This window comes from Brevibacillus sp. LEMMJ03 (genome assembly GCF_007197875.1).
Lineage (GTDB): Bacteria > Bacillota > Bacilli > Brevibacillales > Brevibacillaceae > Brevibacillus > Brevibacillus thermoruber.
On record NZ_VKJN01000001.1, the window covers coordinates 17,892 to 40,117 of the forward strand.

Sequence of the window (22,226 nt, forward strand, 5' to 3'; positions counted from 1 at the left end):
CTTTAATTCGTTTAGAATACAGCCGTTTCCGTCTCGCTGTCAAACACGTGGCACTTGGACAAATCCATGCCCAGTTTGACGGACATCCGCGGCTTTATGCCTTCGCGGGCGTCGACGCGGGCCACAAGCTGCGTGCCGCCGACATTGGAAAAGTAGACGAACAGTTCGGAGCCCATGTTCTCGACGACGTCCACCTCCGCCGTGACGGTGCTGTCGAACGGATTGGCTTCGATAAACTGATTGTCGCTGTAAATGTCTTCCGGGCGGATGCCGAACGTGACCTGCTTGCCGGCATACCCTTTCTCCCGCAAAACCTTCGCCTTGTCTTCCGGGAATCGGACCCGCAGGTTGGCGGCTTCGAAGAGAAGCTGGCCGTCCTGCTCGGCGACGCGCCCCGTAATGAAGTTCATCGCCGGGGAACCGATAAAGCTGGCCACAAACTGGTTGACCGGGTGGTTGTAAATGTCGGTCGGGGTCGCCACCTGCTGGATGACGCCGTCTTTCATCACGACGATGCGGTCGCCCATGGTCATCGCTTCGGTCTGGTCGTGGGTCACGTAAATCACGGTCGTGTTGAGCCGCTGGTGCAGCTTCAGGATTTCCGTGCGCATCTGGACGCGCAGTTTGGCGTCCAGGTTGGACAGCGGTTCGTCCATGAGGAACACCTGCGGCTCGCGGACGATGGCTCGTCCCAGGGCGACGCGCTGCCGCTGGCCGCCGGAGAGCGCCTTTGGCTTGCGGTCGAGCAGGTGGGCGATGTCAAGAATCCGCGCCGCTTCCTGGATGCGCTTGTCGATCTCCGCTTTGGAAAACTTGCGCAGCTTGAGGCCAAACGCCATGTTTTCGTAGACGTTCATGTGCGGGTACAGGGCGTAGCTTTGAAACACCATGGCGATGTCGCGGTCCTTGGGGGCCACGTCATTGACCCGCCGGTCCCCGATGTACAAGTCGCCTTCGGAGATTTCCTCCAGTCCGGCGATCATCCGCAGCGTGGTCGATTTGCCGCATCCGGACGGACCGACCAGCACGAGAAACTCGCGGTCTTCAATCTCCAGGTGAAAGTCGTGTACGGCGGTTACATGGCTGCCGTACCGTTTGTACACGTGATGGAGCGTTACTTTTGCCAACTCCGGCACCTCCGTCTTCCCGAAAGTTGCAAAGCTGTCGTTCCTGATCGCTGTACCCACATGTTACCAGTCGGGAATCGGCGGCTCTACGGTCAAATTGTACGAATTGTTTGGTCAATGTTGCCGAAACAGGAGAAACAACTGCAGCAGCACGGCATCGGGAAACTGCCGGGGGTCCAGGCCGGTCTCTTCCGTCAGCTTGTCCAGACGGTAGAGCAGGGAATTGCGGTGCAGAAACAACTGCCGGGCGGCCTCGCTCACATTCAACTGCCGGGCAAACAAGGTCTCCAGCGTCTCGATCTGTTCGCGGCTCAGCTTTGGTGCCGGCATCATGCGTGAGAGCGTGTCGCCCAACAGGGAGGCGGTGTCGGAAGGCAGGGAGGCGGCCCACCGCTCCAGCGGGAACTGCCGCCTGTCCGCGACCATGACCCGCGGCCGGTATTTCTGCAGGGCGCGGGAGAGGCGGAGGCAGTCGTCCAGCGCCTGGCCCAGGAGGGCTGGCGTCTCCACGGCCGGTCCGAGAATGACGCGCACGTTTTCCATCAGCTCGGTGGAGATCAGGTCGTGCAGGCCAAAGGCCCACTCCAGCCAGTCCTCCGTATCGCCGCCGTCCAGGGCGGAGACGGGAACGGCCAGGAGCAGGTGGGACGGACGGATCGGAAACAGCGAGACGGGGGCTCCTTTGAAAAAATCGTGCAGGAGCGGCTGCAGTGCGGGCAGCTCAAACAGCCCTTCGCTCCGGGAGGATTCCAACAGGAAGCAGACGCGCCTCTCCCGCCACGCCCAGAGCCGTTCCAGTCCGTTGGGCGGGGAAGCGGGCTGGCCGGCCGCCACTTCCGTCAGCCAGGCGGTGACCTGTTCCTGGGCGGAGCAGGCCTGTTCGGGCTTGGCCAACAGCAGCGTCAGCAGCGCACGTGCGGCATCGGGCCACTGGGCCGGCCAAATGGCTACCATCCAGGTCCGGCCGGCGGAAGACCCGCTCTGCACGATCTCCCAGCCGGCCTGCTCCTGTGCGGCGCGGACGGCCTCGCTGTCCTCCTGCGCCACGTTCAGATACGCGATCGGCAGGCCTGTCGCCTGCCGGATTCGTTTCACTTCCCGTTTCCATGCGTCCATATCCGGCACCCCGTTTCACAGCGAGATGCCATCATTATACCTTACTCAAGGGCCAGTGTGCGGGCGGCTTCTGTCGCAACCGCGCCCGGCTTGGCTGCGACGACGCCTGGTTTTGCGGCGGGGCTTTTCGTTCGAGCTGCAGCGGCTGTCTCCGCTGTCGGATGGCCGGACAGCGAGCCTGCGGGAACCAGCGTGTGCAGCGTGATCTCCGGACGGGAACGGAGACGGATGTTGATCCCCGTCTGCCCCAAGCCCTCGCTGATGTAAAAGGGGCGTCCCTCGTAGCGATGCAGCCCTTTTACCATGTTCAGCTTGGGCAGGCGGCCCATCTTGACGAGGTGAAACGGTTTGGGCCAGTGAATCTGCCCGCCGTGAAAGTGGCCGGACAGCAGATAGTCGTACGGATAGTCCCGCATTTCCAGGACGAGGTTGGGATCGTGCGTCAGCACGAGGCGCACGCCTTCTGCCGGCACATGCTGAAACGACGCGGCCAGGTTGCTGCGGCCGGTGGAGTAGTCGTCCACGCCGATCACGTGCACCGGCACTCCGTTGTGGAGCACCGTCTCGTGCTGGTTCACCAGCACCCGGCAGCCGATCCGTTCCAGCTCCGCTTTCAACAGCCCCAGCTTCGGGGGAGCCAGCACGTAGTCATGGTTGCCGAAGACGGCAAAGGTGCCGAGGCGCGGTTTCAGTTTCATCACGGTTTCCACGTAGGCCACCGCTTTGGGGATATTTTTATGGCGGTCCAACAGGTCGCCGGTAATTGCGATCAAATCGATGCGCTGTCCGGAAAAGTCCCGGACGATCCGCTCCGCGTCGATGGAGATGTTTTCCATGTGCAGGTCGGACAGGTGCAGCACGGCAAGCGGCTCGAAGCTGGCGGATTCGCCGAGGCGTTCCGACGGCTGGACGGCCACGTTGACGCGGCGGGTGTTCAGATCAAACGTATTGCGGTAGGCGCGCGCAAGCAAAACGGCAAAAAGCGACAATATCAAAAACCAGAACATCTGGTGTCACCTCCGCTTTCTAGCAAACTACCTGATCATTATACAAGATTTTTTCCGCTTTCTCATAAGTAGGTTTCTGGCAGCAGGAATTTGTCGGGAAGTGCAGAAATATTATGAAAAAGCTGAATGAAGCAGTGATCCTTCAGTCACACAAGGAGAGTGAGAGTATGAAAGTCGAACTGATTCCGCCCACGGAAGGACGGTTCAACCTGCAGAACTACGAAGAGGCTTACGCCAACTTTGACTGGGCCGACGTGGAAAAGCAGTTTTCCTGGTACGAAACGGGAAAAGTCAACATCGCGTACGAGGCGATCGACCGTCACCTGCAGACGGAGCGCAAAGACAAAATCGCCCTGCTGTACAGCGACGCGACCAGAGACGAGCGCTACACGTTCGCACAGTTGAGCGAACTGTCCAACAAATTCGGCAATGTGCTGCGCAGCCTGGGCATTGCCAAGGGCGACCGCGTTTTCGTGTTCATGCCTCGTTCGCCGGAGCTTTATGTAAGCGTTTTAGGGACGTTGAAAATCGGTGCGATCGTGGGGCCGCTGTTTGAGGCGTTCATGGAAGCGGCTGTCCGCGACCGACTGGAGGACAGCGAGGCGGTCGCCATCGTCACCACGCCTGCGCTGCTGCCTCGCGTTCCGGTGAAAGATCTGCCGGCCTTGAAGCACGTCATCCTGGTCGGGGCCACGGACGGTCTCGAGGAAGGGCAAATCAGCTATGAAACAGCGATGGCATCCGCATCCCCCGAACTGGAGATCGAGTGGGTGGACCGCGAAGACGGCATGCTCCTGCACTACACCTCCGGCTCCACCGGCAAACCGAAAGGGGTGCTGCACGTCCACAACGCGATGATCCAGCACTACCAGACCGGCAAATGGGTCCTCGATCTCCAGGAAGACGACATCTACTGGTGCACCGCTGACCCGGGCTGGGTAACCGGTACGGCCTACGGGATTTTTGCCCCCTGGCTGAACGGCGCCACCAACGTGGTGCGCGGCGGACGGTTCAAGCCGGAAGAGTGGTACGACACCATTCAAAAGTACAAGGTGACCGTTTGGTACAGCGCCCCGACCTCCTTCCGCATGCTGATGGGGGCAGGCGACGAAATCGTGAAGCGCTTCGACCTGTCGTCGCTGCGCCACATCCTCAGCGTCGGCGAACCGCTCAACCCGGAAGTGGTCTACTGGGGCATGCGCGTCTTCCGCCAGCGCATCCACGATACCTGGTGGATGACGGAGACGGGGGGACAGCTCATCTGCAACTACAAGTGCATGGCGATCAAGCCGGGCTCGATGGGCAAGCCCTTCCCCGGCGTCTACGCGGCCATCCTGGACGATCAGGGAAACGAACTGCCGCCCAACCGGATGGGCAATCTGGCCATCCGCACCGGCTGGCCGTCGATGATGCGCAACATCTGGAAAAATCCGGCGAAGTACGAGGAGTACTTCCGCTTCCCGGGCTGGTACGTGTCCGGCGACTCCGCCTACAAGGACGAGGACGGCTACTTCTGGTTCCAGGGCCGCATCGACGACGTGATCAACACCTCCGGCGAGCGCGTCGGTCCGTTTGAAGTGGAAAGCAAGCTGGTGGAACACCCGGCGGTGGCGGAAGCGGGCGTCATCGGCAAGCCGGACCCGGTGCGCGGGGAAATCATCAAGGCGTTTATCTCCCTGCGCGCGGGCTACGAACCGAGCGAAGAGCTGATGGAAGACATCCGCAAATTCGTCAAGGAAGGCTTCGCCGCGCATGCCGCGCCGCGCGAAATCGAATTCCTCGACAAGCTGCCGAAGACGCGTTCCGGCAAGATCATGCGCCGCGTGCTCAAAGCGTGGGAGCTGGGCCTGCCGACCGGCGACCTGTCCACGATGGAAGACTGATCCCCGCCATAAAAGAAAAATCTCCTGTGCAGGATGCGCAGGAGATTTTTTGTGTTACGAATGGGAATGGCCGTGCGCATGGCCGCCTTTCGCGGGTCCCCCGTGTTCGCATGCCAGTTCGGCGTGCCGGACCGTTTCGTCTTCGATCTGGATGGTCACGTGGGAGATGCCAAACTCGTCGTGCAGCAGCCGGATCGCTTCGTTCAGGATCGGATAGCTGGGCCGGTCGTCCTCCACGGTCAGATGGCAGGTGAGCGAATCAAATCCGGACGTGACGGTCCAGACGTGCAGGTCGTGCACACCCTTTACCCCGTCGAGGTGCAGCAGGCGTTCGCTGACGCGGGCGACGTCAATGCGGGCTGGCGATCCTTCCATCAGGATGTTGACCGATTCCTTGGTCACGCGCCACGAGCTGAGCAGGATCAGGACGGCGACGACGATGCTGATCAGCGGGTCGGCGATGTACCAGCCGAACCAGAGCATCAGGAGCCCGCCGATGATGGCCCCGACGGAGCCGAGCAGGTCGCCCAGCACGTGCAGTAAGGCGCTGCGCACGTTTACGTTTTCCCGATAGTCGCCGCGCATCAGCACGTACGCGGCGGCGACGTTGGCGGCAAGCCCCAGCGAGGCGATCAGGATCATGGTGCCGCTCGCCACTTCCGGAGGGGTGCGCAGCCGCTCGTACGCCTCCCAGAGGATCGCCAGCGAGATCACGGCCAGCGTGACGCCGTTGGTCAAAGCGGCCAGGATTTCCAGGCGGCGCAGCCCAAACGTCTTTTGGTTCGAAGGAGGACGGGCGGCCACGTGCAGCGCCACCAGACTCAAGAGCAGGGCGGAGGCGTCGCTGACCATGTGACCGGCGTCGGACAGGAGCGCCAGACTGTTTGTCAGAATGCCGCCGACGATTTCCACGACGAGAAAGGCTGTGATGATCAACAGCGCGATCAGCAGGGCGCGCTTGCTGGCCCCTTTGCCGTGGTGGTGATGGCCGTGGCCGTCGTCGTGGGCATGGCCGTGATGGTGATGCAAACCCATGCGGATTCCCCCTTACGTCACATGATGTCGGCCGGACGTGTGCAGGATGTGCGAAAGCAGGTAGCGCGCATCCTCGCCAACCCCGCCCAGGAGAGCGGAGGTCCGGCGGTACTGCCACGGCAGGCCGAGAAAGTAGAGGCCGGCGGCTGGCGTGACGCCTCGCCGGTGAATCGGACGGCCGTTTGCGTCCAATACGCCCGGGACATGAAGCCAGTCATACGTGCGTCGGAATCCGGTCGCCCAGATGATGTTGGCCGCTTCCGCCTGACTGCCGTCCGAAAAGGTTGCGATGCGGCCGGACAGGCGGACGGTCCGCCCCGTCACGCGCAGCCGTCCCTCTTGTTCCAGGCGGCGGAGCTGCCGCTTGTAGCCAATGATCGGATCGGGCCGCCTGCTCAGCCATTGTCCCGGCAGGGTGGTGACGGGAATGGAGGTAAACCCGGACAGCTTGAGGTACCAAAAGATAGGTTTTCCCAAAAGACGCAGGGGAAGAAACGGACGCGGCCGCTCCATGGAGAGAACGACCGGTCTGGAGGCGGCAAGTTCCACGGCGATCTGGACCCCTGAATTGCCGGACCCGGCCACCAGGACCGGTCCGGGGCGGAGCTGGCGTTCGTTTTTGTACGCAGCCGTATGCAGTTGGACGACATCCGGGGCAGCATCCCGGTGGATCGCGGGGATCCACGGTGTCTGAAACGGTCCCGTGGCGATCACGACCTGCCGGGCGAACCACTGCTCCTGTCCATTGGCGACGAGAAACCCATCGCCGTGCCTCTCAACCGACGAGACGGGCGATTTCGTCCGGACAGGCAGGGAGAAGTGGGCGGTGTACTGTTCCAGGTAGTCGGCCACGTCGTCTTTTGCAGGCAGTCCGTCCCGTTCCCCGGGGAAGGGCAGGCCGGGTAGGTCGCTGCAAGAGCGCGGGGTGAACAGGACGAGCGTGTCGTACCGCTGCCGCCAGCTATCGCCCACCCGCTCGCACTGGTCGACAATCAGGAAGCGGAGCCCCGCCTGCCGCAGGTAATAGCCCATGGCCAGCCCCGCCTGGCCGGCGCCGATCACCAGCACATCATACGCGTTCATACGATTGTCCCCTTTTCCCATGTGATGGCAAGAAAATCATAACATATTAACGTATGAACACTCAATCATATGTTTGGATGTTTGGGATGCATCATCTGCCCATTCCAGGCGGTCGAACCTGGCGCAATGCCGGACGGCGACAAGCAAAGAAGCATGTTTCCGCGTTCTCCGCGGAAACATGCTTCTTACGGTGCCGATCAATTCGAAATAGTCGGAACAAATTTGCTGCCCAAACGGCCCGGTGTGTGCCGGATCAGCCGGCGGCAACCGACTCGGCGGCAGGCCGGGTGTAGACCCGATGGGGCTGGAGATCGCCCGGATGTCTGACGTACAGCGGCCCCCATGCCGGATTGGCATCGTGCATGCTTTTCAACACGGTGACCATGCGTTGGAAAATCTCCGGGATGTTGGCGCCCTGTCCCAGCGCGCCGGTGACGGCGGCAGCCACCACATGGGCGGCGTACATCCCCGACACGTAGCAATCGTTCAGGTCGCCGGCGGAGGCGAGATGGGAGCGAATGCTGGCGGCAATTTGCTCGTCGCGGTCGTGCCAGTTCTGGATCTGGGCCAGCGCGTGGTCCTCCAGGCTCTTCAACGGCGAATCCGCGATGGCGGCGGCGACGGCGGCGGCGGAACGCTTTGCCGTATCGGCGTCGACGGTCGTTCGCCCCAACACGATCGTGCCGAGGTCTTTGTCCGTTTCCGCCGCGAGGGCGTCCGCCCAGAGCGGAGCGCCGTCAAAACGGAGCAGCCGGACGGTCTCGGCCGCCAAGTATCCGCGCAGGATGTCAGCGGGGTGGGGATCGTAGTCGGGACCCGTATTGCGCAGCTTGGGCGTGCCTCCCCAAGCGCCGTTCAAGGCGCGGAAGTAACCGATCAAGCCAATGCCCGCGGCCGGACCCATGTTGAGAACGCCCAGCACGTCGGAGGCGGTTTCATCGATGCGGAGCGCCCAGTACTCGGCCAAGCTTCGGCTGAACTTTTGTCCGATAAGTTCCTGGCGGACGACCTGTGACAGCTCCTGCAGCAGCCCCGTATCGGCGTGCAGAATGTCGTGTCCGGCCGTTTCGTGGGCGAGCGCGGACCAGGCGAGCAGGCCCTGCTTGGCATGGGAGGGGGGCAGGTTGACGATGCCCGTCTCCAGTCCAAAGTGGGCCGCGGCGTCCACCGGCCACGTGTACGGCCCGTACTGGGGCCGTCCCCATTTGACAAGCGGGGCAATCACGCTGTGGTCCGGAGGTTTGATTCCGGCTCGGTCACCCGCGCTGAGAAAACCGTCGTACAAGTCGCTGACCACTTCCTGAAAGGCATCCGTCGCGGTCTGTTCGTACCCTTCCCCGTTTTGCAGAATCGCCTGGACGATGTCCATGAGAAGACCCGCTTCCCGTTCCCGGTCCGGGTCGCGCTTGAGCAGCTCGACAAATCCGGACTCGGACAGCTCGTCCAGTGCGCGTGCGATCGGCTGGAACACTTTCTCCCGATAAAGCGGCGGCAGTTTCTCCCGTGCCGCTTCCAGGCGAATCAGCAGCTGCCGGTAATCCGTCGGGTCGGCCGGTCCGGCGTTTGTATCCAACGCGGCCGTTTTCGCATCTTCCACACACGTCTGCAGGTTGGAAAAATCAGGGTGGTTCATCCGTAGCGCCTCCCATCGTCAAGAGATTTTCTCCGGACATGCGTCAACGTCAACCATCGTGAAAACGGACCGTGATCGGGGGGATCACCTCCTTTTCAGGTGTGGGCGAGACGGTTCGGCTTGGATGAGTGATGGATAGGAAACAGCGATAGGGAGAGGAAGCGATTCCGGAGCCGGGCAGCGGAGGAGAGATGAGCTGGCTCGGGAATCATGCCGGAATGGCTGCAGGGATTTGAAGTGGAACGGTTTGTGTGTGGCGGCGCTCCACGCCTGACAGGATGAGGTGTCGCACGCGATCGCCATCGAGCGCCTTGAACATGGCGGCCGCGCCTTTCGTTTCGTGCACGCGGGGGATCAGGCGGTCCCCTTGTGTCCGGCAGCAACCGAATCCGGCATGCGTCGTGCGCGGGTTCCTTGTGCCGTTCCCTGGTGTTCACGCGATCACCTCTTGCAGCTATTATAAAACGGAACGGCTGGAAAAAAAAGTGTGTGAGTCATTTTCCGCCAATTCCCTTGTATAATGATGAGGACAAGAATGGCTGCAAAGGGATGGAGGTAGCGAACGTGCTGGCCAAACTCCGAACGTTTTTCATTGAGATAATGGGCGCCGTCCTCCTGGGGCTGGCCGTCGTCTGGCTGACGGCGAGAAGCGGAGACGGCTTGTTTTCCCCGGGCAGGCTGGAGTTGTCCGGGCGCTGGCTGGACGTCAAAACCCTGTTTCTCAGCATTGTGCTGGAGGCAATTCCGTTTGTCCTGCTGGGCGTGTTTTTCTCCGCCTTTATCCAGACGTTCGTCACGGAAGAGCAGGTCCGCCGCTGGACGCCGCGCAATCCGCTGCTGGCACTCCCGTTTGCCGGACTGCTCGGTTTTCTGTTTCCCGTCTGCGAATGCGCCGTCATCCCCGTGGTGCGGCGGCTGATCCAAAAAGGCATGCCTGTCCACGTCGGGATCGTCTTTTTGCTCGCCGGGCCGATCGTCAATCCGGTCGTGCTGTCGTCCACCTTTCTCGCGTTTCAGCGGCAGCCCGACATGGCGCTGTACCGGGCGGCAGCCGGTTTGATCGTCGCGCTTGCGGCCGGCGTGCTCGTCTGGCTGTTTGTCCGCCACAATCCGCTGCGCCTGGGAGTAGAGCGGCAGATTCTGCACGAGGCCGCCCATACGGAAGCGATCCGCGGAAAGCTGAGCGCCACCCTTTCCCACGCGGTGGACGAATTTTTTGACATGGGAAAATACTTGCTGTTCGGTGCCCTGATCAGCGCGCTGCTCCAGGTCTTCGTCAGCCGGGACACGCTGCTCTCGATCGGGCAGACGCCGCTCACCTCCCACCTGGTGATGATGGGGATGGCATACCTGTTTTCCCTGTGCTCGGAGGCGGACGCGTTTATCGCGGCATCCTTTGCCAACACGTTTCACGCGGGCTCGCTGCTTGCGTTTCTCGTCTACGGCCCGATGCTGGACCTGAAAAACACGTTGATGCTGTTCAGCACGTTTCGGGCCGGGTTCGTCGTGAAGCTGCTGGTGACGGTGACGCTCCTGGTGCTGGTCGTCACCATGCTGATGCCGACATGAGGGGAGGAAGATCGAGGTGCAACCGTCAACAGTCAAACGTCACTACATCATGCGCAGCCTGATCCTGCTGGGATTTACCCTGCTGCTCGCCGATCTGATCGTCACCGGCCGCCTCAGCCACTACCTGGCGCCCCGGCTGCACATGCTGAGCTACGTAACCGTCGCCATCCTGGCGCTTCTGACAGCCGTCAGCATCCGGCAGGCGGTGGTCGGTCCGGACTCGTACGAGTGCGACTGTGGAGACGCCCACAAGGTGCCGCGCAGTCCCTTTACCGCGCTGGTGGTCTACGGACTGTTTGCCCTGCCGCTGGTGATGGGGCTTGTGCTGCCGGACAAGACGCTGGGCAGCGCGGTCGCGGAAAAGCGCGGCGTCACGCTGCTGACAGGAGAGGGAAAATGGGTGCAATCCGTCGGCAGTTCGACAAAGCCGGGGTCGGATCAGGCGGGTTCGCCCGCGCCTGACGCCAACGCGATGACGGACGGGACGGAGAAGGCGAAAGGGGCGGGTGAGACGGGGAATACAACGGTGTCCGGCAATGGCGGCCCAGGCAGGTCCGATGCCCCCGAAAAAGCGGGGGACAGCGGGAGTCCCAACCAGTCGGTTCCGCAAACCGACGAGCAGATCCGCCAGCGATTTGCCGCCAACAGCTTCGGTGATTTTTACACGGACATCGCCGTATCCCTGTACAAGCAGCCGGTGATCCACCTGGACGACAAGCTGTTTCTCGACGGCCTGACGACGATGGAGCTGTACGCCAAGGAATTTGCCGGCAAGGAGCTGGAAACGCTCGGCTTTGTTTACCGCGAACCCGGTTTTACGCCGCAGCAGTTTGTCGTCGCCCGCTTTTCCGTCTCCTGCTGCACCGCGGACGCCACCGTCTTCGGCATCCTGGTGGAAGACAAGGCGGCGAGCAAATGGGCGACGGACAGTTGGGTGAAGGTGAGGGGGAAACTGGAGCTTCGCAGCGTGGACGGATACGACATGCTGGTGCTGAAGGCGTCCCGGATCCAGCCCGTCAAGGCGCCCAAGGATCCGTACGTGTACTACGACTTCAACGCCGCTGCCCCATAGAAGCGGCTGGGGGACAGGTGAACGCATCACCTGTCCCCGTCATTTTTTCAGCAGACGGTGGCGGACCGCATAGGCGGCCAACTGTACCCGATTGGCCAACTGCAGTTTTTCCAAGATGTTTTTGATGTGGTTTTTCACTGTGTTTTCCGCGATAATCAGCGCGTCGCTGATCTCCCGGTTGGTTTTGCCGGCCCCCACGTACATGACGATCTCCCGTTCGCGCGGGGTGAGCACGTCCGGCGTCGGCTCGTCCAGTCTTTCCTCCTGGCGGAAGCGGTGAAGCAGCCGCGTCGCCATTTCGCGGGAGACGTCGCTGTCTTCCCCCAGGAGGGCATGCAGATAGGTGATCCAGTCGTCCGGCTCCAGGTTTTTCAGCAGGTACCCCTGGGCGCCAAACTGGATGGCGGTGATCAGGTCGCCGACATCGTCGGATACGCTGAGGATCACCACCTTGATGTGCGGGTACGCTTTTTTCACTTCCCGCGTGGCTTCGAGGCCGCTCCACCTGGGCATGTTGATGTCCATCAGCACCAGATCGGGCTGAAGCTGTCCGCAGAGGGTGTACGCCTCCTCTCCGTCGGCCGCCTCGCCGATCACCTCAAAGGACGGATCTTGTTCCAACAGGCTGCGGATCGCCATTCGCGCCATGGGATGGTCGTCGGCAATCAACACCCGGTATGCGTTCATCTCCCCATTCCTCCGTTTCCGGCCGTCAGCCGTATCTCCGTGCCGCCTGCCGCGCGCTGGCGGATGACGATGGCGGCGCCCAACTGCTTGGCGCGCTCGCACATCATCGCGAGGCCGTATTTTTTCGCTTCGCCGTCAATCGGCGGGATTCCGATGCCGTCGTCTTCAATCACGAGCTGCCAGTTTCCGGGACCGGCGCCGACCAGCTTCAGCCACGCGTGGCGGGCATTGGCGTGCTTGCGGATGTTGGCAAACGCCTCCTGGATGACGCCGAACAACTGCACCTCTTCGGCCGGTGAAAAAAAGCCGTCGTCCAGCTTCACCTCCTGCGTCACATCCACTCCCGACAGCGCGCTCCACTGGGCGAGCCACTTTTCCACGCGCTGCGTGAAGCTGCTGCCTTCTTCGGGCAGGGAGCGCAGGTTGAAAATCGCCTGCCGGACGTGATTGTCGATGGCCGAAACAGCCACCCGCGCATCCTCAAGCTGTCCCTGCTTCAGCTTGACGTTGAGGAAAAAGAGCGACTGGGCGATGCCGTCGTGCAGTTCCCGCGCCAGCCGTTCCCGCTCCTCGTACACCGCGCGGCGCGCCTGTTCTTCCACCAGCTTGGCATTCATCCGCTCGATCTTGCGGAACATCCAGGTGGCAAACAGAAACGAAAGCAGCAGGGTCAGGATCGTAATGTAGACGTTGCCCGTTTCCATCGACAGGTATTCGAGCAGAAAATCGTGCCGGACAAATTCAAAGCCGCCGATGATGAATGGCGGCAGGAGAACGGTCAGCCAGTAGAGGCTGCGGTACGTCATGCCAAAACCCCTTCCTTTTGCCTGATCCTTCAAACCTCGTATCTAGTATACCGAAGGAGCCGGGCGGATGATATACTCGGGTAAGAGCGAGAGACTGACAGGAGGAGAGAACATGAGCACGGTTGCAAAAGCGATGACCATCGCGGGTTCGGACAGCGGAGGCGGCGCCGGCATCCAGGCGGACCTGAAAACGTTCCATCAGCTCGGCGTCTACGGCACCAGCGCCATCACGGCGGTGACCGCGCAAAATACCCTGGGGGTGGCGGGGGTCTACCCGCTGCCGACCGAAGCAGTGACGCAGCAAATCCGCGAAGTCCTGCGGGACATCGGCGCGGACGCGGCCAAGACGGGTATGCTGTTTGACGCGGCGATCATCCGGGCGGTGGCGGAGGAAGTGCGCGCGTTTCGCCTGGAAAAGCTGGTGGTCGACCCGGTGATGGTCGCCAAGGGCGGGGCCAAGCTGCTGCTGGACGAAGCGATTGACGCGCTGAAAACACACCTGCTCCCGCTGGCCGAAGTGGTGACGCCCAACCTGCCGGAAGCGGAGTGCCTGACCGGCATGACGATCCGCACGCCGGCGGACATGCGGGAAGGGGCAAAGGCGATTCACGCCCTGGGCGCACGCCATGTGCTGATGAAAGGCGGACACCTGGACGGCGAGGAGATCGTCGACATGCTGTACGACGGACAAGCGTTTTACGAAATGGCCCACAGCCGCATTCATACCCGGCACACCCACGGGACCGGCTGCACCTTTTCCGCAGCCCTGACGGCGGAACTGGCCAAGGGGAAACCGCTGGTGGAAGCGGTGGAGCGGGCCAACCGATTCATCGTCCAGGCCATCGCCACCGCACCGCAAATCGGCGGCGGGCACGGCCCGACCAATCACTGGGCAACCATTGAATAAAACAGCAGCAGAGAGCCCGAGGAGACCTCGGGCTCTTCTTCGTTATGGCGGAAAGGCGGTCGAACGTCCGGGTGACGGCCCGAGCCGCCGATTCCAACCGTTCCGTCCGGCCGATGGCAACCGTTCCAACCGGCCGCAGCCGATCATTTGATGGAGACGGTAAAGTCCCCATTCAGTTTCGCGGGATAATAGGACAGGGTAAACCGATACGTGGACGGAACGCCCTTCTCCGTTTTCCGTTTGAACAGTTCCCCATAATGCTGGACGCCGCCGTCCACGTAGGAAGTCCCCTGGACATGCTCGTACTCGTTGCCCCGGTCATCGGTAAAATCCCGGACATACGGGTGAAACTGGTGAAGATCGCGCTCCTCCACCCGCAGACCGAGGTCCAGCCCCACCACGTCTCCGTTCTGCCGCAGGGCTTCCACCCGCAGTCTGTTGTCCGGCGCCTGCAGCAGCCGGCCGGTTTTCGCGTCGATGACCACGTGCAATTTGTCCTTGTCCAGGGCCCGGATGCCGTCGGCTGTCACGTACAGCTTTTCCGGCGGGGTAAAGTAGCTGCTCTCCAGGTAGTAGACCACGCTGTCCTCGTCGACGGGACGGCTGGATACGCCGTTCCCCCAGAAGGCGAACGTCTCCCCTTTTTCGTTGACCAGACGCAGGTTGTCAAAGCCGAAGATGCGCTTGCTGTTTTTCGGGTCGAAGCGGATGGCCACCTCCGTCTGCGTCGGATAGACGGTGACGCGCTCCACCGTGATGGCCTGACCGTCCACGATCACGGTTTTGTTGACGGGGTACACCTTTTCTGTCAGGTCGGCGAATGTGGACTTGTCGATCGGGATGTCCACGGACAAGGGTTCCCATACCTGACCGTCCACGGACAGGGTGACCTTGGCGGTGATGCGGTCCGGAATCGGGACGTCATCCGGCATGTAAACTTCCAGCTTGTTATGAATCACGACCGCCTCTTCGACTGCAGGCTGGTGAGACCAGGAGATCCCCCCCTCCAACGGTTTTCCCGACGGATCGTACAGTTCCAGATTTTCCAGCTCCATCAAATGTCCCGGCTCCGCGTTCCTGATGGTGTAAACAATCAGCATCCGTCTTTTGTCCATCAACACCTGATCCACCGTAAAGCTCACCTTGTCGCGGACGGCTGACCTGCCAACCGGCTGGGTCAAACCGTGGCGGGCCGCCATCTGCAGTCCCTTGTCGTACTGGATCAGCTCCACCAGCGGCTTCAAGCCGGGCACATGGCTGACGTAGGCGGCGACGGCGGGGGAGAGGCGGATGGAGAAGACCAGCCCCAGCATCAGCACGCAGGCGGTCAGCGCCGACCAGCCAATCCGGCGCAGGCGTTGCGTGCGCATCTGCCGCCGCCGCGCTTCCACCATGCCGGCCAGGATGTAGCGATCCGCCTGTTCCGGGACCGCCACATGCTGATACCGCTCCCTGATCTCGGACAACTGCTGTTCCGTTTGCTCCCAGTCACGCACCATGATCACCATCCTTTTCCCAAATCTTCGCGCAGGGCGCCGAGCGCCTTGTGCAGCCACGTCTTGATCGTGCCTTCCGGGTGGCCGAGCAGGGAGGCAATTTCCCGGATGGTCAAATCTTCAAAGTACTTCAAAATGATCACCTGGCGCTGGACGGGAGCCAGGCGGGACAGTGCCTCGTCGATCTGCAGCCGGCTGTCGGTGTCCTCCACGTGGGCGGCCTCCCGTTCGGTCGGCTCCAACTGCCAGCGCCGCTTTCGCTTTTGCTCGTCAATGCAGGTGTGAATCATGATCCGCGTCAGCCAGGTGGACACGTAGGCGGGAGTTTTCAGCTTGGAGAGCTTCAGGTAGGCCCGGCAGGTCACTTCCTGCAGCGCTTCCAGGGCGTCCGTCTCGTTGCGGAAAAAAGCGTAGGCCACCTTGTACAGTTTTTCCTTGTGTGCGCGAATCAATTGGTAAAACGCGTCGTCGTCTCCGCGCTGCGCGGCCGCGACAAGCTGTTCCAGGTTCACGTCGACCCCTCCCGTCTTATTAGACGCCCGGGAGCGGCAAACGGTTTTGCCTGCGCGCGGTTGATCCGCTGTCCAGGTTGAACCGGACGTCCTGCAGCTGCTTACAGTATGGTATCGAGCATGGAAAGGGCGGGTGGAACCAAACATGTGGATCAAATGGAGGACTATTCACGAATCATACGGATTGCCGCGAATGGCCCAGGAGTGCCGGCGGTATCTGGAAACGAGGGGAGTGCGGGTGAGGCTCTTGGCGCAGCGGACAAAGCGGGCCGGACACGTCTACGTGCTGCAGGTGCCTGCGGAGGAGCGGGAAGAGGCCGAGCAGTGGCTGCGCCGCTTCAAACAGACCTTGCAGTAGGTGCCAGCCAGGTTTCTCCGCGGTGGACGTTCGGCGGGCAGGAGATACTAGCCGGAGGAGGGAACCTGCCATGGAAACGACAAGGTTGAACAAGGCGGCATCGACGGACGGCAGCGAGGCGAACCTGTTTGAGCCGGATTTCGTCTTCTTTGAACCGGCCGCACTGGACTACCCGCTCGGCCGGGAACTGTACCGGCGGTATCAACAGCGGGGCCTGCCCATCCGGATGACGACCAGTCACAATCAGGTGCGCGGCATTCCGGGAGAGACGGAGGTGCAGCAGTACCGCAACGCCAAGCGGACACTGGTCGTAGGCGTGCGCAAGACGCTGAAGTTCGAGCCGTCCAAGCCGTCGGCCGAGTACGCCCTGCCGCTCGCCACCGGCTGCGCGGCCCACTGCCATTACTGCTACCTGAACACCAACATCGGCACCAGGCCGTACGTCCGCGTCTACGTCAACACGGAGGAAATCTTTGCCCAGGCAGAGCGGTACATCCGCGAGCGGGCCCCCCGGATCACCCGGTTTGAGGCGGCCTGTACCTCCGACCCGGTCGGCATCGAGCACATTACCGGCAATCTGAAGCGGGCCATCGAGTTTTTCGGCAATCAGCCGTTGGGGAGGCTGCGGTTCGTCACCAAGTTTCACCATGTGGACTCCCTGCTCGACGCCCGGCACAACAAGCAGACCCGCTTTCGCTTCAGCATGAACGCGGACTACGTGATCAAGAACTTCGAACCCGGCACGTCCAGCTTTGAACAGCGTTTGGAAGCGGCCGGAAAAGTGGCCAGGGCCGGCTATCCGCTCGGCTTCATTCTGGCGCCGCTTTACCGCTTTGACGGATGGGAAGCGGGCTACACCGATCTCCTGGAAAGGCTTCGGCAGCAGTTGGTCCCCGAGGCGATGGAGGACCTGACTTTTGAACTGATCCAGCACCGCTTTACCACAGTGGCCAAGAAGCTGATCTTGCAGCGATATCCCAAAACCAGACTGGAGATGAACGAAGCGGAACGCAAATACAAGTGGGGCAAGTACGGCAGAGGCAAATACGTCTATCCGGACGAGCAGGCCAAAGAACTGCAAGCCCACCTGGAGCGGGAGATTGCCCGGCTGTTTCCGCAGGCGAAAATCGAGTACTTCACCTGAAGCCGCTGATGATCAAGGGGCCATGCTCCGCCGTCCAGGGTATGCCGTATCAGACAACACCGGTTCGTTCGTTTTCGTATCACGGGTCGGCCTGGCAGATTGCTGGCCGGCCCACAGGTTGTTTGCTGCCATAAAGCTGCCAATGTTTCCCCCGTGAATCGAATCTTTTCGACAAACCGTGACCGTCCATGCTACAATATGGAGTGCTCTCATATCGTGGGAAAGGATTTGTACATAGTCATGAAGTCCATTTTGCTTACCGTCGAGGGGCCGATCGGAATCGGCAAAACATCGCTGTCCCGGGAAATCAGCAAGGCTTTCGGGCTGCAGTTGTTGGAAGAGATCGTCTACGAGAACCCGTTTCTGGGGAAGTTTTACGAGAACATCGCGGAGTGGAGTTTCCAACTGGAGATGTTTTTTCTCTGCAACCGCTACAAGCAGCTTCAGGACATCCGCTCCCGGTACCTGCAGCAGGGCGTGTCCGTCGTGTCCGATTACAACATTTTCAAAAACACGATCTTTGCCAAAAGGACCCTGGACGGTGAAAATTTGCCAAAGTATTTAAAGATTTACGACATCCTCACCGAAGGTCTGCCGCAGGCCAATCTGGTTGTCTATCTGACCGCTTCGATCGACACCGTCATGAAGCGGATCGCGATGCGCGACCGGGACGTGGAGCGCAACATGGATGTGGGGTACATGAAAAACCTGATCGCCGATTACGACGAATTTATGAAAGCGTTTGAACGGTGTCATCCCGATACGCCGGTGATCAAGTTTCACTGCGACGATCTGGATTTCGTGCACAGGCCGGAGGATCTCGCCTACGTGCTCGGCCAGATCGGGCCGCAGATCAGGGCGCTGCAGGAATCGTGAGCGTTTCCAAAGGGCCAACCGCAACTACAGGAGAAGGAGTTACGTTCATGTCAGGATTTAGGAACAGCCATCTTCGCGAAAAATACGGCATACCGAGCAACGCCGTGATCACCATCGGCGGAACGGTCGGGGTGGGCAAGTCCACGTTTACGCGCGCGCTGGCCGAGCTGCTGGGCTTCCGCGTCTCCGTGGAAAAGGTGGACAACAACCCGTACCTGGGCCGCTTTTACGAGGATCTCTCCCGGTGGGGCTTTCACCTCCAGATTTTCTTTCTGGCGGAGCGCTTCAAGGAACAGAAGCGCATGTTCGAATACGGCGGGGGGTTCGTTCAGGATCGCTCGATCTACGAGGACACGGGCATTTTTGCCCGCATGCTGTACGAACAGGGGCACATGACCGAGGAAGATTACCAGACCTACTCCCAGCTTTTTGAAGCCATGGTGATGACGCCGTACTTCCCCCATCCCGACCTCTTGATTTATCTGGAGGGCAGTTTTGAGGACATTCTCAGCCGGGTAAAGGAGCGGGGGCGGCCGATGGAACAGCGGACGCCGGTCGAATACTGGCGGGATTTGTACGAGCGGTACGAACGCTGGATTCGCTCGTTTTCCGCCTGTCCCGTCCTGCGGATCAACATCAACGAGTACGACGTGGTGGCCGATCAGTCCTCGGTGGAAGTGGTCCTGTCCCGGGTGGCGGAAAAAATCCGCCTGGGTCGGTCGTTCCGCCGATAAGGCCAATCGAGTGCAAGCACCCCTGGCGGCGTGACCCCATGCCGATCGAGGGGGTTTTTTTTGCGCAGAGAAACGGCTGCCGGCCCGGGGGATGACGCCCTGTCCTGTCGCGAGGGGCGTGGGTCTTCCGCCTTGCGCTGCACTTCGAGCCGGGCGAAATGGGCTTTGGCCCAATCCGGCTGTGGTATAATAGTGGCATCTTGGAAATCAAAGGAGCTCAGAAATGGCAGAAGAATGGTTTGAACGCAGCTTTCGTGAAGATTACGTGCTGGTGTACCAACACCGCGACGATGCTTCGGCGGACGAGGAGATCGCCAATCTGCTGAAGCGGCTGCCGATCAAGCGCACGGGCAGGGTGCTGGACCTCTGCTGCGGGAGCGGGCGTCACTCGCGGGCCTTGGCTCGCCGGGGATACGACGTGGTCGGGGTGGACTTGTCGTCCGTCCTGCTGCAGTTGGCGGAGGAACAGAACTCGTTTCCCAACCTGCGCTTTTACCGCTACGACATGCGCCACATCCCGTTTCGGGAAGAGTTTGACATCGTCGTCAACCTGTTTACCAGCTTCGGCTACTTCGCTTCCGACGAGGAAAACGCACAGGTGGTCCAAAACATGGCCGCCGCATTGAAACCGGGCGGGGAAGTCGTCATCGATTACCTCAATCCAGCCTACGTCAAGGCCCATCTCGTGCCGCGCTCGACGAAAGAGGTCGCCGGCCTCTTCATCGAGGAGGAGCGCTGGATCGAAGACGGGTTTGTCAAAAAGCGGATCGTCGTCAACGATGCGGAGCAGCCCGAGCCCCGCGTCTATCTGGAGCAGGTACGCCTGTTCTCCGTGGAGGAAATGACGGCCATGCTGCGCCGGGCCGGATTTGAGCGGATCGAAACCTTCGGCGACTACGATTTCCGGCCGTACGAGGCGGAAACGTCGCCGCGCATGATTTTCTACGCCCGCAAGCGGCAGGCTGAGCGCTGATCAGCGTGACTAACCGGACGTGTCGGTGAATATGATGGTGGTAATTCCGTTCACCGAGCGAAGGGGGCGTGCTGATGAGCAGACTGACACTGGAACAGGTAAAAGTGTACATGAACAAAGTGCCCGGCTGGAGGCTGGTGGAAGACCGGATGGCGTTGGCCCGCACGTACCACTGTCCCGATTTTGCCGCCGCCGTCAGCTTCGTCAACCGCGTGGCGGAGCAGTTGGAACACGACAGCCAGCACGTCGAGATCCAGATCTCCGGCGGGGCGGTCACGTTCACGCTGACCACCCGGGACGCGAGAGGGCTGACGGGCAAGGATTTTGCCCTCGCCCAGACAATCAGCAAGGTAAGCTAGAACGGCCGATGCGCCGCCCCGTTCATCCGGGCGGCGTTTTTGTTTGGCGGCCGCGGTCTGGTAAGATGGAGTTGTGTACATAATGAAACGGAGGGATTCACATGGAGATTCACCAGCACGATCAGTTGATGGCGGTGATGGAAAAGGAATTTCGCGGACAGGCGGCGGAGATTCAGTTTACCCAGTGGGACAGTGACGGCGAAGACGAGGAAGTGACGCAGTTTCGCGGTGAGCTGATTGACGTGCGGCTGTCGGACAACGAGTTTGGGGAAAAGGATCTGCAGTTGTCGTTTGCCGTTGACGGCGACCAGGTCGTGGACATCCTGATGGAGATTCCTGCGGACGAAGAAGACCTGGCCGCTTTTGCCGACGGGCGCCTCTCCATTTTCGGCACGGAAGCGGAGATCGTTCTGAAACGATAAGCGGGCCGGCGGCTTGTTCACGCTGCGGAAACGGCCGGTTCGGCTGCAGCACGACAGGCGGCAGCAAACGGCGGCGGAAAACGATGTTCACTCGTTTGAAACCTGTCCGCCTTGTGGTATGATGGGAACGTCAACAAGTTGATTGGCAAAGGAGCAACAGCGATGAAAGCTAAGACGACAAAAGAGTCCCGAACCATTCAGGCTTCACTGGTACTGCCGTCCGATACCAACTTTCACAATACCATGTTTGGCGGAAAGATGATGTCCTACATCGACGAAGTGGGGGCCATCGCCGCCATGCGCCACTGCCGTCGGCCGGTCGTCACCGCATCCATCGACTCCATCGACTTCCTGACCCCCGTCAAAATGGGCCAATCCATCTGCCTGGAGGCGATCGTCTCCTCGACGGGAACCACGTCGATGGAAGTGTTCGTGAAAATCATATCCGAGAACTTGCTGACCGGGGAGCGTGCTCTGACCGCCACCTCGTTTTTGACCTTCGTCGCTCTCGACGAAGACGGCAAGCCGACACCGGTTCCGCCGGTCATTCCGGAAACGGAAGAGGAAAAATACCTCTTTGAGACCGCCGAAGAGCGGAAGCAGATGCGCAAGGAACGAAAGCGCAGCACGGAAGCTTTCATCGGTCAGTTGAACATCAAGAAAAGCATTTGACCTGCATCGTCAAATCGTCTAAACCCCGCGGATGGTCACGATCCGGCGGGGTTTTTGTTTGTGCGGTATGCCGATGGGGCCGAACGGTCACAATAATCGCGAACGAACGGTCGTGAATCGAGGGATGGGCATGGAACACGTGGAATGCGACGTCTCCCCGATGAAGGAACAAATCAAGCGGGATTTGCAGGAGATCGTCGAGAATTTGCAGCAGAGCATTTCCGTATTGGCAGACGAGAACAACTGCCTGCTGGGAAAGCTGGAAGAGGTCAAGGAGTGGTTTACCCGGATCGAGGCGAAAGCCGCCTCGTTTTATTTGCAGTGCTACCTGGGGCCTTACACCGATACCTACATGGACCTGACCATCGCCATCCGGCACCTGTCGGAGAGGCGCCACGGCGCGCTGATCGTGGTTCAGCGGAACGATCCGCTTGACCGCTTGATTCAGGCGGGCGTTCCCATCGGCGCGTCGCTCAGCTATTCGCTGCTGGAGTCCCTGTTTTATCCGGGAAGCCCCCTGCACGACGGGGCCGTTCTCGTCCGCGCCAACCGGATCGTGTCGGCAGGCAACGTCCTGCCTTTGTCCAGAGTGGACGCGGGCGGACGCAAGCTGGGCACCCGTCACCGGGCGGCGATTGGACTGACGGAGCAAAGCGACGCGCTCGTCCTGGTCGTGTCGGAGGAGACGGGGAAGACCTCGTTTGCCTTCAAGGGGAAACTGTATCCGATCATGACCGGCGCGCCGGTGCCATGAC

Annotated in this window: 23 protein-coding genes; 13 read left to right on the forward strand and 10 right to left on the reverse strand. The window is 60.9% G+C overall.

Going from position 1 to position 22,226, the window contains the following annotated elements; genetic code table 11:
- Positions 1 to 11: 11 nt before the first annotated feature.
- From FOI68_RS00085 to FOI68_RS00095, 3 genes are all read right to left on the reverse strand, one after another.
- Entirely contained in the window at positions 12 to 1,127 is a 1,116-nt protein-coding gene (locus FOI68_RS00085) for an ABC transporter ATP-binding protein (protein WP_029099259.1), read from the reverse strand.
- 114 nt (positions 1,128 to 1,241) lie between these two features.
- Complete coding sequence (locus tag FOI68_RS00090) at positions 1,242 to 2,243, reverse strand: PucR family transcriptional regulator (protein WP_143862008.1); 1,002 nt, start codon at positions 2,241 to 2,243, stop codon at positions 1,242 to 1,244.
- A gap of 41 nt (positions 2,244 to 2,284) precedes the next feature.
- On the reverse strand, positions 2,285 to 3,250 hold the full coding sequence (locus tag FOI68_RS00095; RefSeq protein ID WP_143862009.1) for a metallophosphoesterase: 966 nt from the start codon (positions 3,248 to 3,250) through the stop codon (positions 2,285 to 2,287).
- 167 nt (positions 3,251 to 3,417) lie between these two features.
- Here FOI68_RS00095 and acsA point away from each other — a divergent pair, with 167 nt between their 5' ends.
- Positions 3,418 to 5,133, forward strand: a complete 1,716-nt coding sequence (gene acsA / locus FOI68_RS00100; protein WP_029099261.1) for an acetate--CoA ligase — start codon at positions 3,418 to 3,420, stop codon at positions 5,131 to 5,133.
- Positions 5,134 to 5,187: 54 nt separating this feature from the next.
- Here the strand turns inward: acsA and FOI68_RS00105 are convergent, their stop codons facing one another.
- The 3 genes from FOI68_RS00105 to FOI68_RS00115 form a co-directional block, all read right to left on the reverse strand.
- On the reverse strand, positions 5,188 to 6,168 hold the full coding sequence (locus FOI68_RS00105; RefSeq protein ID WP_029099262.1) for a cation diffusion facilitator family transporter: 981 nt from the start codon (positions 6,166 to 6,168) through the stop codon (positions 5,188 to 5,190).
- Positions 6,169 to 6,180: 12 nt separating this feature from the next.
- A complete protein-coding gene (locus FOI68_RS00110) occupies positions 6,181 to 7,251 on the reverse strand; it encodes a flavin-containing monooxygenase (RefSeq protein WP_143862010.1) in 1,071 nt (356 codons plus the stop codon).
- A gap of 253 nt (positions 7,252 to 7,504) precedes the next feature.
- Positions 7,505 to 8,884: a hypothetical protein gene (locus tag FOI68_RS00115; RefSeq protein ID WP_143862011.1), complete on the reverse strand. Its 1,380-nt coding sequence runs from the start codon at positions 8,882 to 8,884 to the stop codon at positions 7,505 to 7,507.
- Positions 8,885 to 9,448: 564 nt separating this feature from the next.
- Between FOI68_RS00115 and FOI68_RS00120 the strand changes: the two genes are divergently transcribed.
- Both FOI68_RS00120 and FOI68_RS00125 read left to right on the forward strand, forming a co-directional pair.
- Positions 9,449 to 10,453 carry a permease gene (locus tag FOI68_RS00120; protein ID WP_052660396.1) on the forward strand — a complete coding sequence of 335 codons (1,005 nt, stop codon included), beginning with the start codon at positions 9,449 to 9,451 and terminating at the stop codon, positions 10,451 to 10,453.
- Between the two features lie 49 nt (positions 10,454 to 10,502).
- Positions 10,503 to 11,525: a TIGR03943 family putative permease subunit gene (locus FOI68_RS00125; RefSeq protein ID WP_370512097.1), complete on the forward strand. Its 1,023-nt coding sequence runs from the start codon at positions 10,503 to 10,505 to the stop codon at positions 11,523 to 11,525.
- A 39-nt stretch (positions 11,526 to 11,564) separates the two neighbouring features.
- Here the strand turns inward: FOI68_RS00125 and FOI68_RS00130 are convergent, their stop codons facing one another.
- Together FOI68_RS00130 and FOI68_RS00135 are read right to left on the reverse strand one after the other, a co-directional pair.
- Complete coding sequence (locus FOI68_RS00130) at positions 11,565 to 12,212, reverse strand: response regulator (protein WP_035298184.1); 648 nt, start codon at positions 12,210 to 12,212, stop codon at positions 11,565 to 11,567.
- Positions 12,209 to 13,018, reverse strand: coding sequence for a sensor histidine kinase (locus FOI68_RS00135; RefSeq protein ID WP_143862013.1), 810 nt, complete (start codon positions 13,016 to 13,018; stop codon positions 12,209 to 12,211). Before FOI68_RS00135 ends, FOI68_RS00130 begins: the two co-directional genes overlap by 4 nt.
- 112 nt (positions 13,019 to 13,130) lie before the next feature.
- Between FOI68_RS00135 and thiD the strand changes: the two genes are divergently transcribed.
- Complete coding sequence (gene thiD, locus FOI68_RS00140) at positions 13,131 to 13,925, forward strand: bifunctional hydroxymethylpyrimidine kinase/phosphomethylpyrimidine kinase (protein ID WP_029099268.1); 795 nt, start codon at positions 13,131 to 13,133, stop codon at positions 13,923 to 13,925.
- A gap of 143 nt (positions 13,926 to 14,068) precedes the next feature.
- On the opposite strand, the gene FOI68_RS00145 is transcribed toward thiD, so the two are convergent.
- A complete protein-coding gene (locus FOI68_RS00145; RefSeq protein ID WP_143862014.1) occupies positions 14,069 to 15,424 on the reverse strand; it encodes a DUF4179 domain-containing protein in 1,356 nt (451 codons plus the stop codon).
- A 2-nt stretch (positions 15,425 to 15,426) separates the two neighbouring features.
- A complete protein-coding gene (locus FOI68_RS00150) occupies positions 15,427 to 15,933 on the reverse strand; it encodes a sigma-70 family RNA polymerase sigma factor (protein WP_185973842.1) in 507 nt (168 codons plus the stop codon).
- Between the two features lie 145 nt (positions 15,934 to 16,078).
- Here FOI68_RS00150 and FOI68_RS00155 point away from each other — a divergent pair, with 145 nt between their 5' ends.
- The 9 genes from FOI68_RS00155 to cdaS all read left to right on the forward strand — a co-directional run bounded on the left by FOI68_RS00155 (position 16,079) and on the right by cdaS (position 22,225).
- A complete protein-coding gene (locus tag FOI68_RS00155; RefSeq protein WP_029099271.1) occupies positions 16,079 to 16,291 on the forward strand; it encodes a hypothetical protein in 213 nt (70 codons plus the stop codon).
- Between the two features lie 70 nt (positions 16,292 to 16,361).
- Positions 16,362 to 17,435: a spore photoproduct lyase gene (gene splB / locus FOI68_RS00160; protein ID WP_143862015.1), complete on the forward strand. Its 1,074-nt coding sequence runs from the start codon at positions 16,362 to 16,364 to the stop codon at positions 17,433 to 17,435.
- Between the two features lie 240 nt (positions 17,436 to 17,675).
- On the forward strand, positions 17,676 to 18,311 hold the full coding sequence (locus FOI68_RS00165; RefSeq protein ID WP_029099273.1) for a deoxynucleoside kinase: 636 nt from the start codon (positions 17,676 to 17,678) through the stop codon (positions 18,309 to 18,311).
- Positions 18,312 to 18,358: 47 nt separating this feature from the next.
- Positions 18,359 to 19,045 (forward strand): deoxynucleoside kinase, encoded by a 687-nt coding sequence (locus FOI68_RS00170; RefSeq protein ID WP_029099274.1) that lies wholly within the window; start codon positions 18,359 to 18,361, stop codon positions 19,043 to 19,045.
- 223 nt (positions 19,046 to 19,268) lie between these two features.
- A complete protein-coding gene (locus tag FOI68_RS00175; protein ID WP_143862016.1) occupies positions 19,269 to 20,018 on the forward strand; it encodes a class I SAM-dependent methyltransferase in 750 nt (249 codons plus the stop codon).
- Between the two features lie 74 nt (positions 20,019 to 20,092).
- Positions 20,093 to 20,377 carry a 4a-hydroxytetrahydrobiopterin dehydratase gene (locus tag FOI68_RS00180; protein WP_029099276.1) on the forward strand — a complete coding sequence of 95 codons (285 nt, stop codon included), beginning with the start codon at positions 20,093 to 20,095 and terminating at the stop codon, positions 20,375 to 20,377.
- A 101-nt stretch (positions 20,378 to 20,478) separates the two neighbouring features.
- Positions 20,479 to 20,799: a hypothetical protein gene (locus FOI68_RS00185; protein ID WP_035298178.1), complete on the forward strand. Its 321-nt coding sequence runs from the start codon at positions 20,479 to 20,481 to the stop codon at positions 20,797 to 20,799.
- Positions 20,800 to 20,961: 162 nt separating this feature from the next.
- On the forward strand, positions 20,962 to 21,471 hold the full coding sequence (locus FOI68_RS00190) for an acyl-CoA thioesterase (protein ID WP_029099278.1): 510 nt from the start codon (positions 20,962 to 20,964) through the stop codon (positions 21,469 to 21,471).
- Positions 21,472 to 21,601: 130 nt separating this feature from the next.
- On the forward strand, positions 21,602 to 22,225 hold the full coding sequence (cdaS, locus tag FOI68_RS00195; RefSeq protein ID WP_143862017.1) for a sporulation-specific diadenylate cyclase CdaS: 624 nt from the start codon (positions 21,602 to 21,604) through the stop codon (positions 22,223 to 22,225).
- Position 22,226 lies beyond the last annotated feature (1 nt).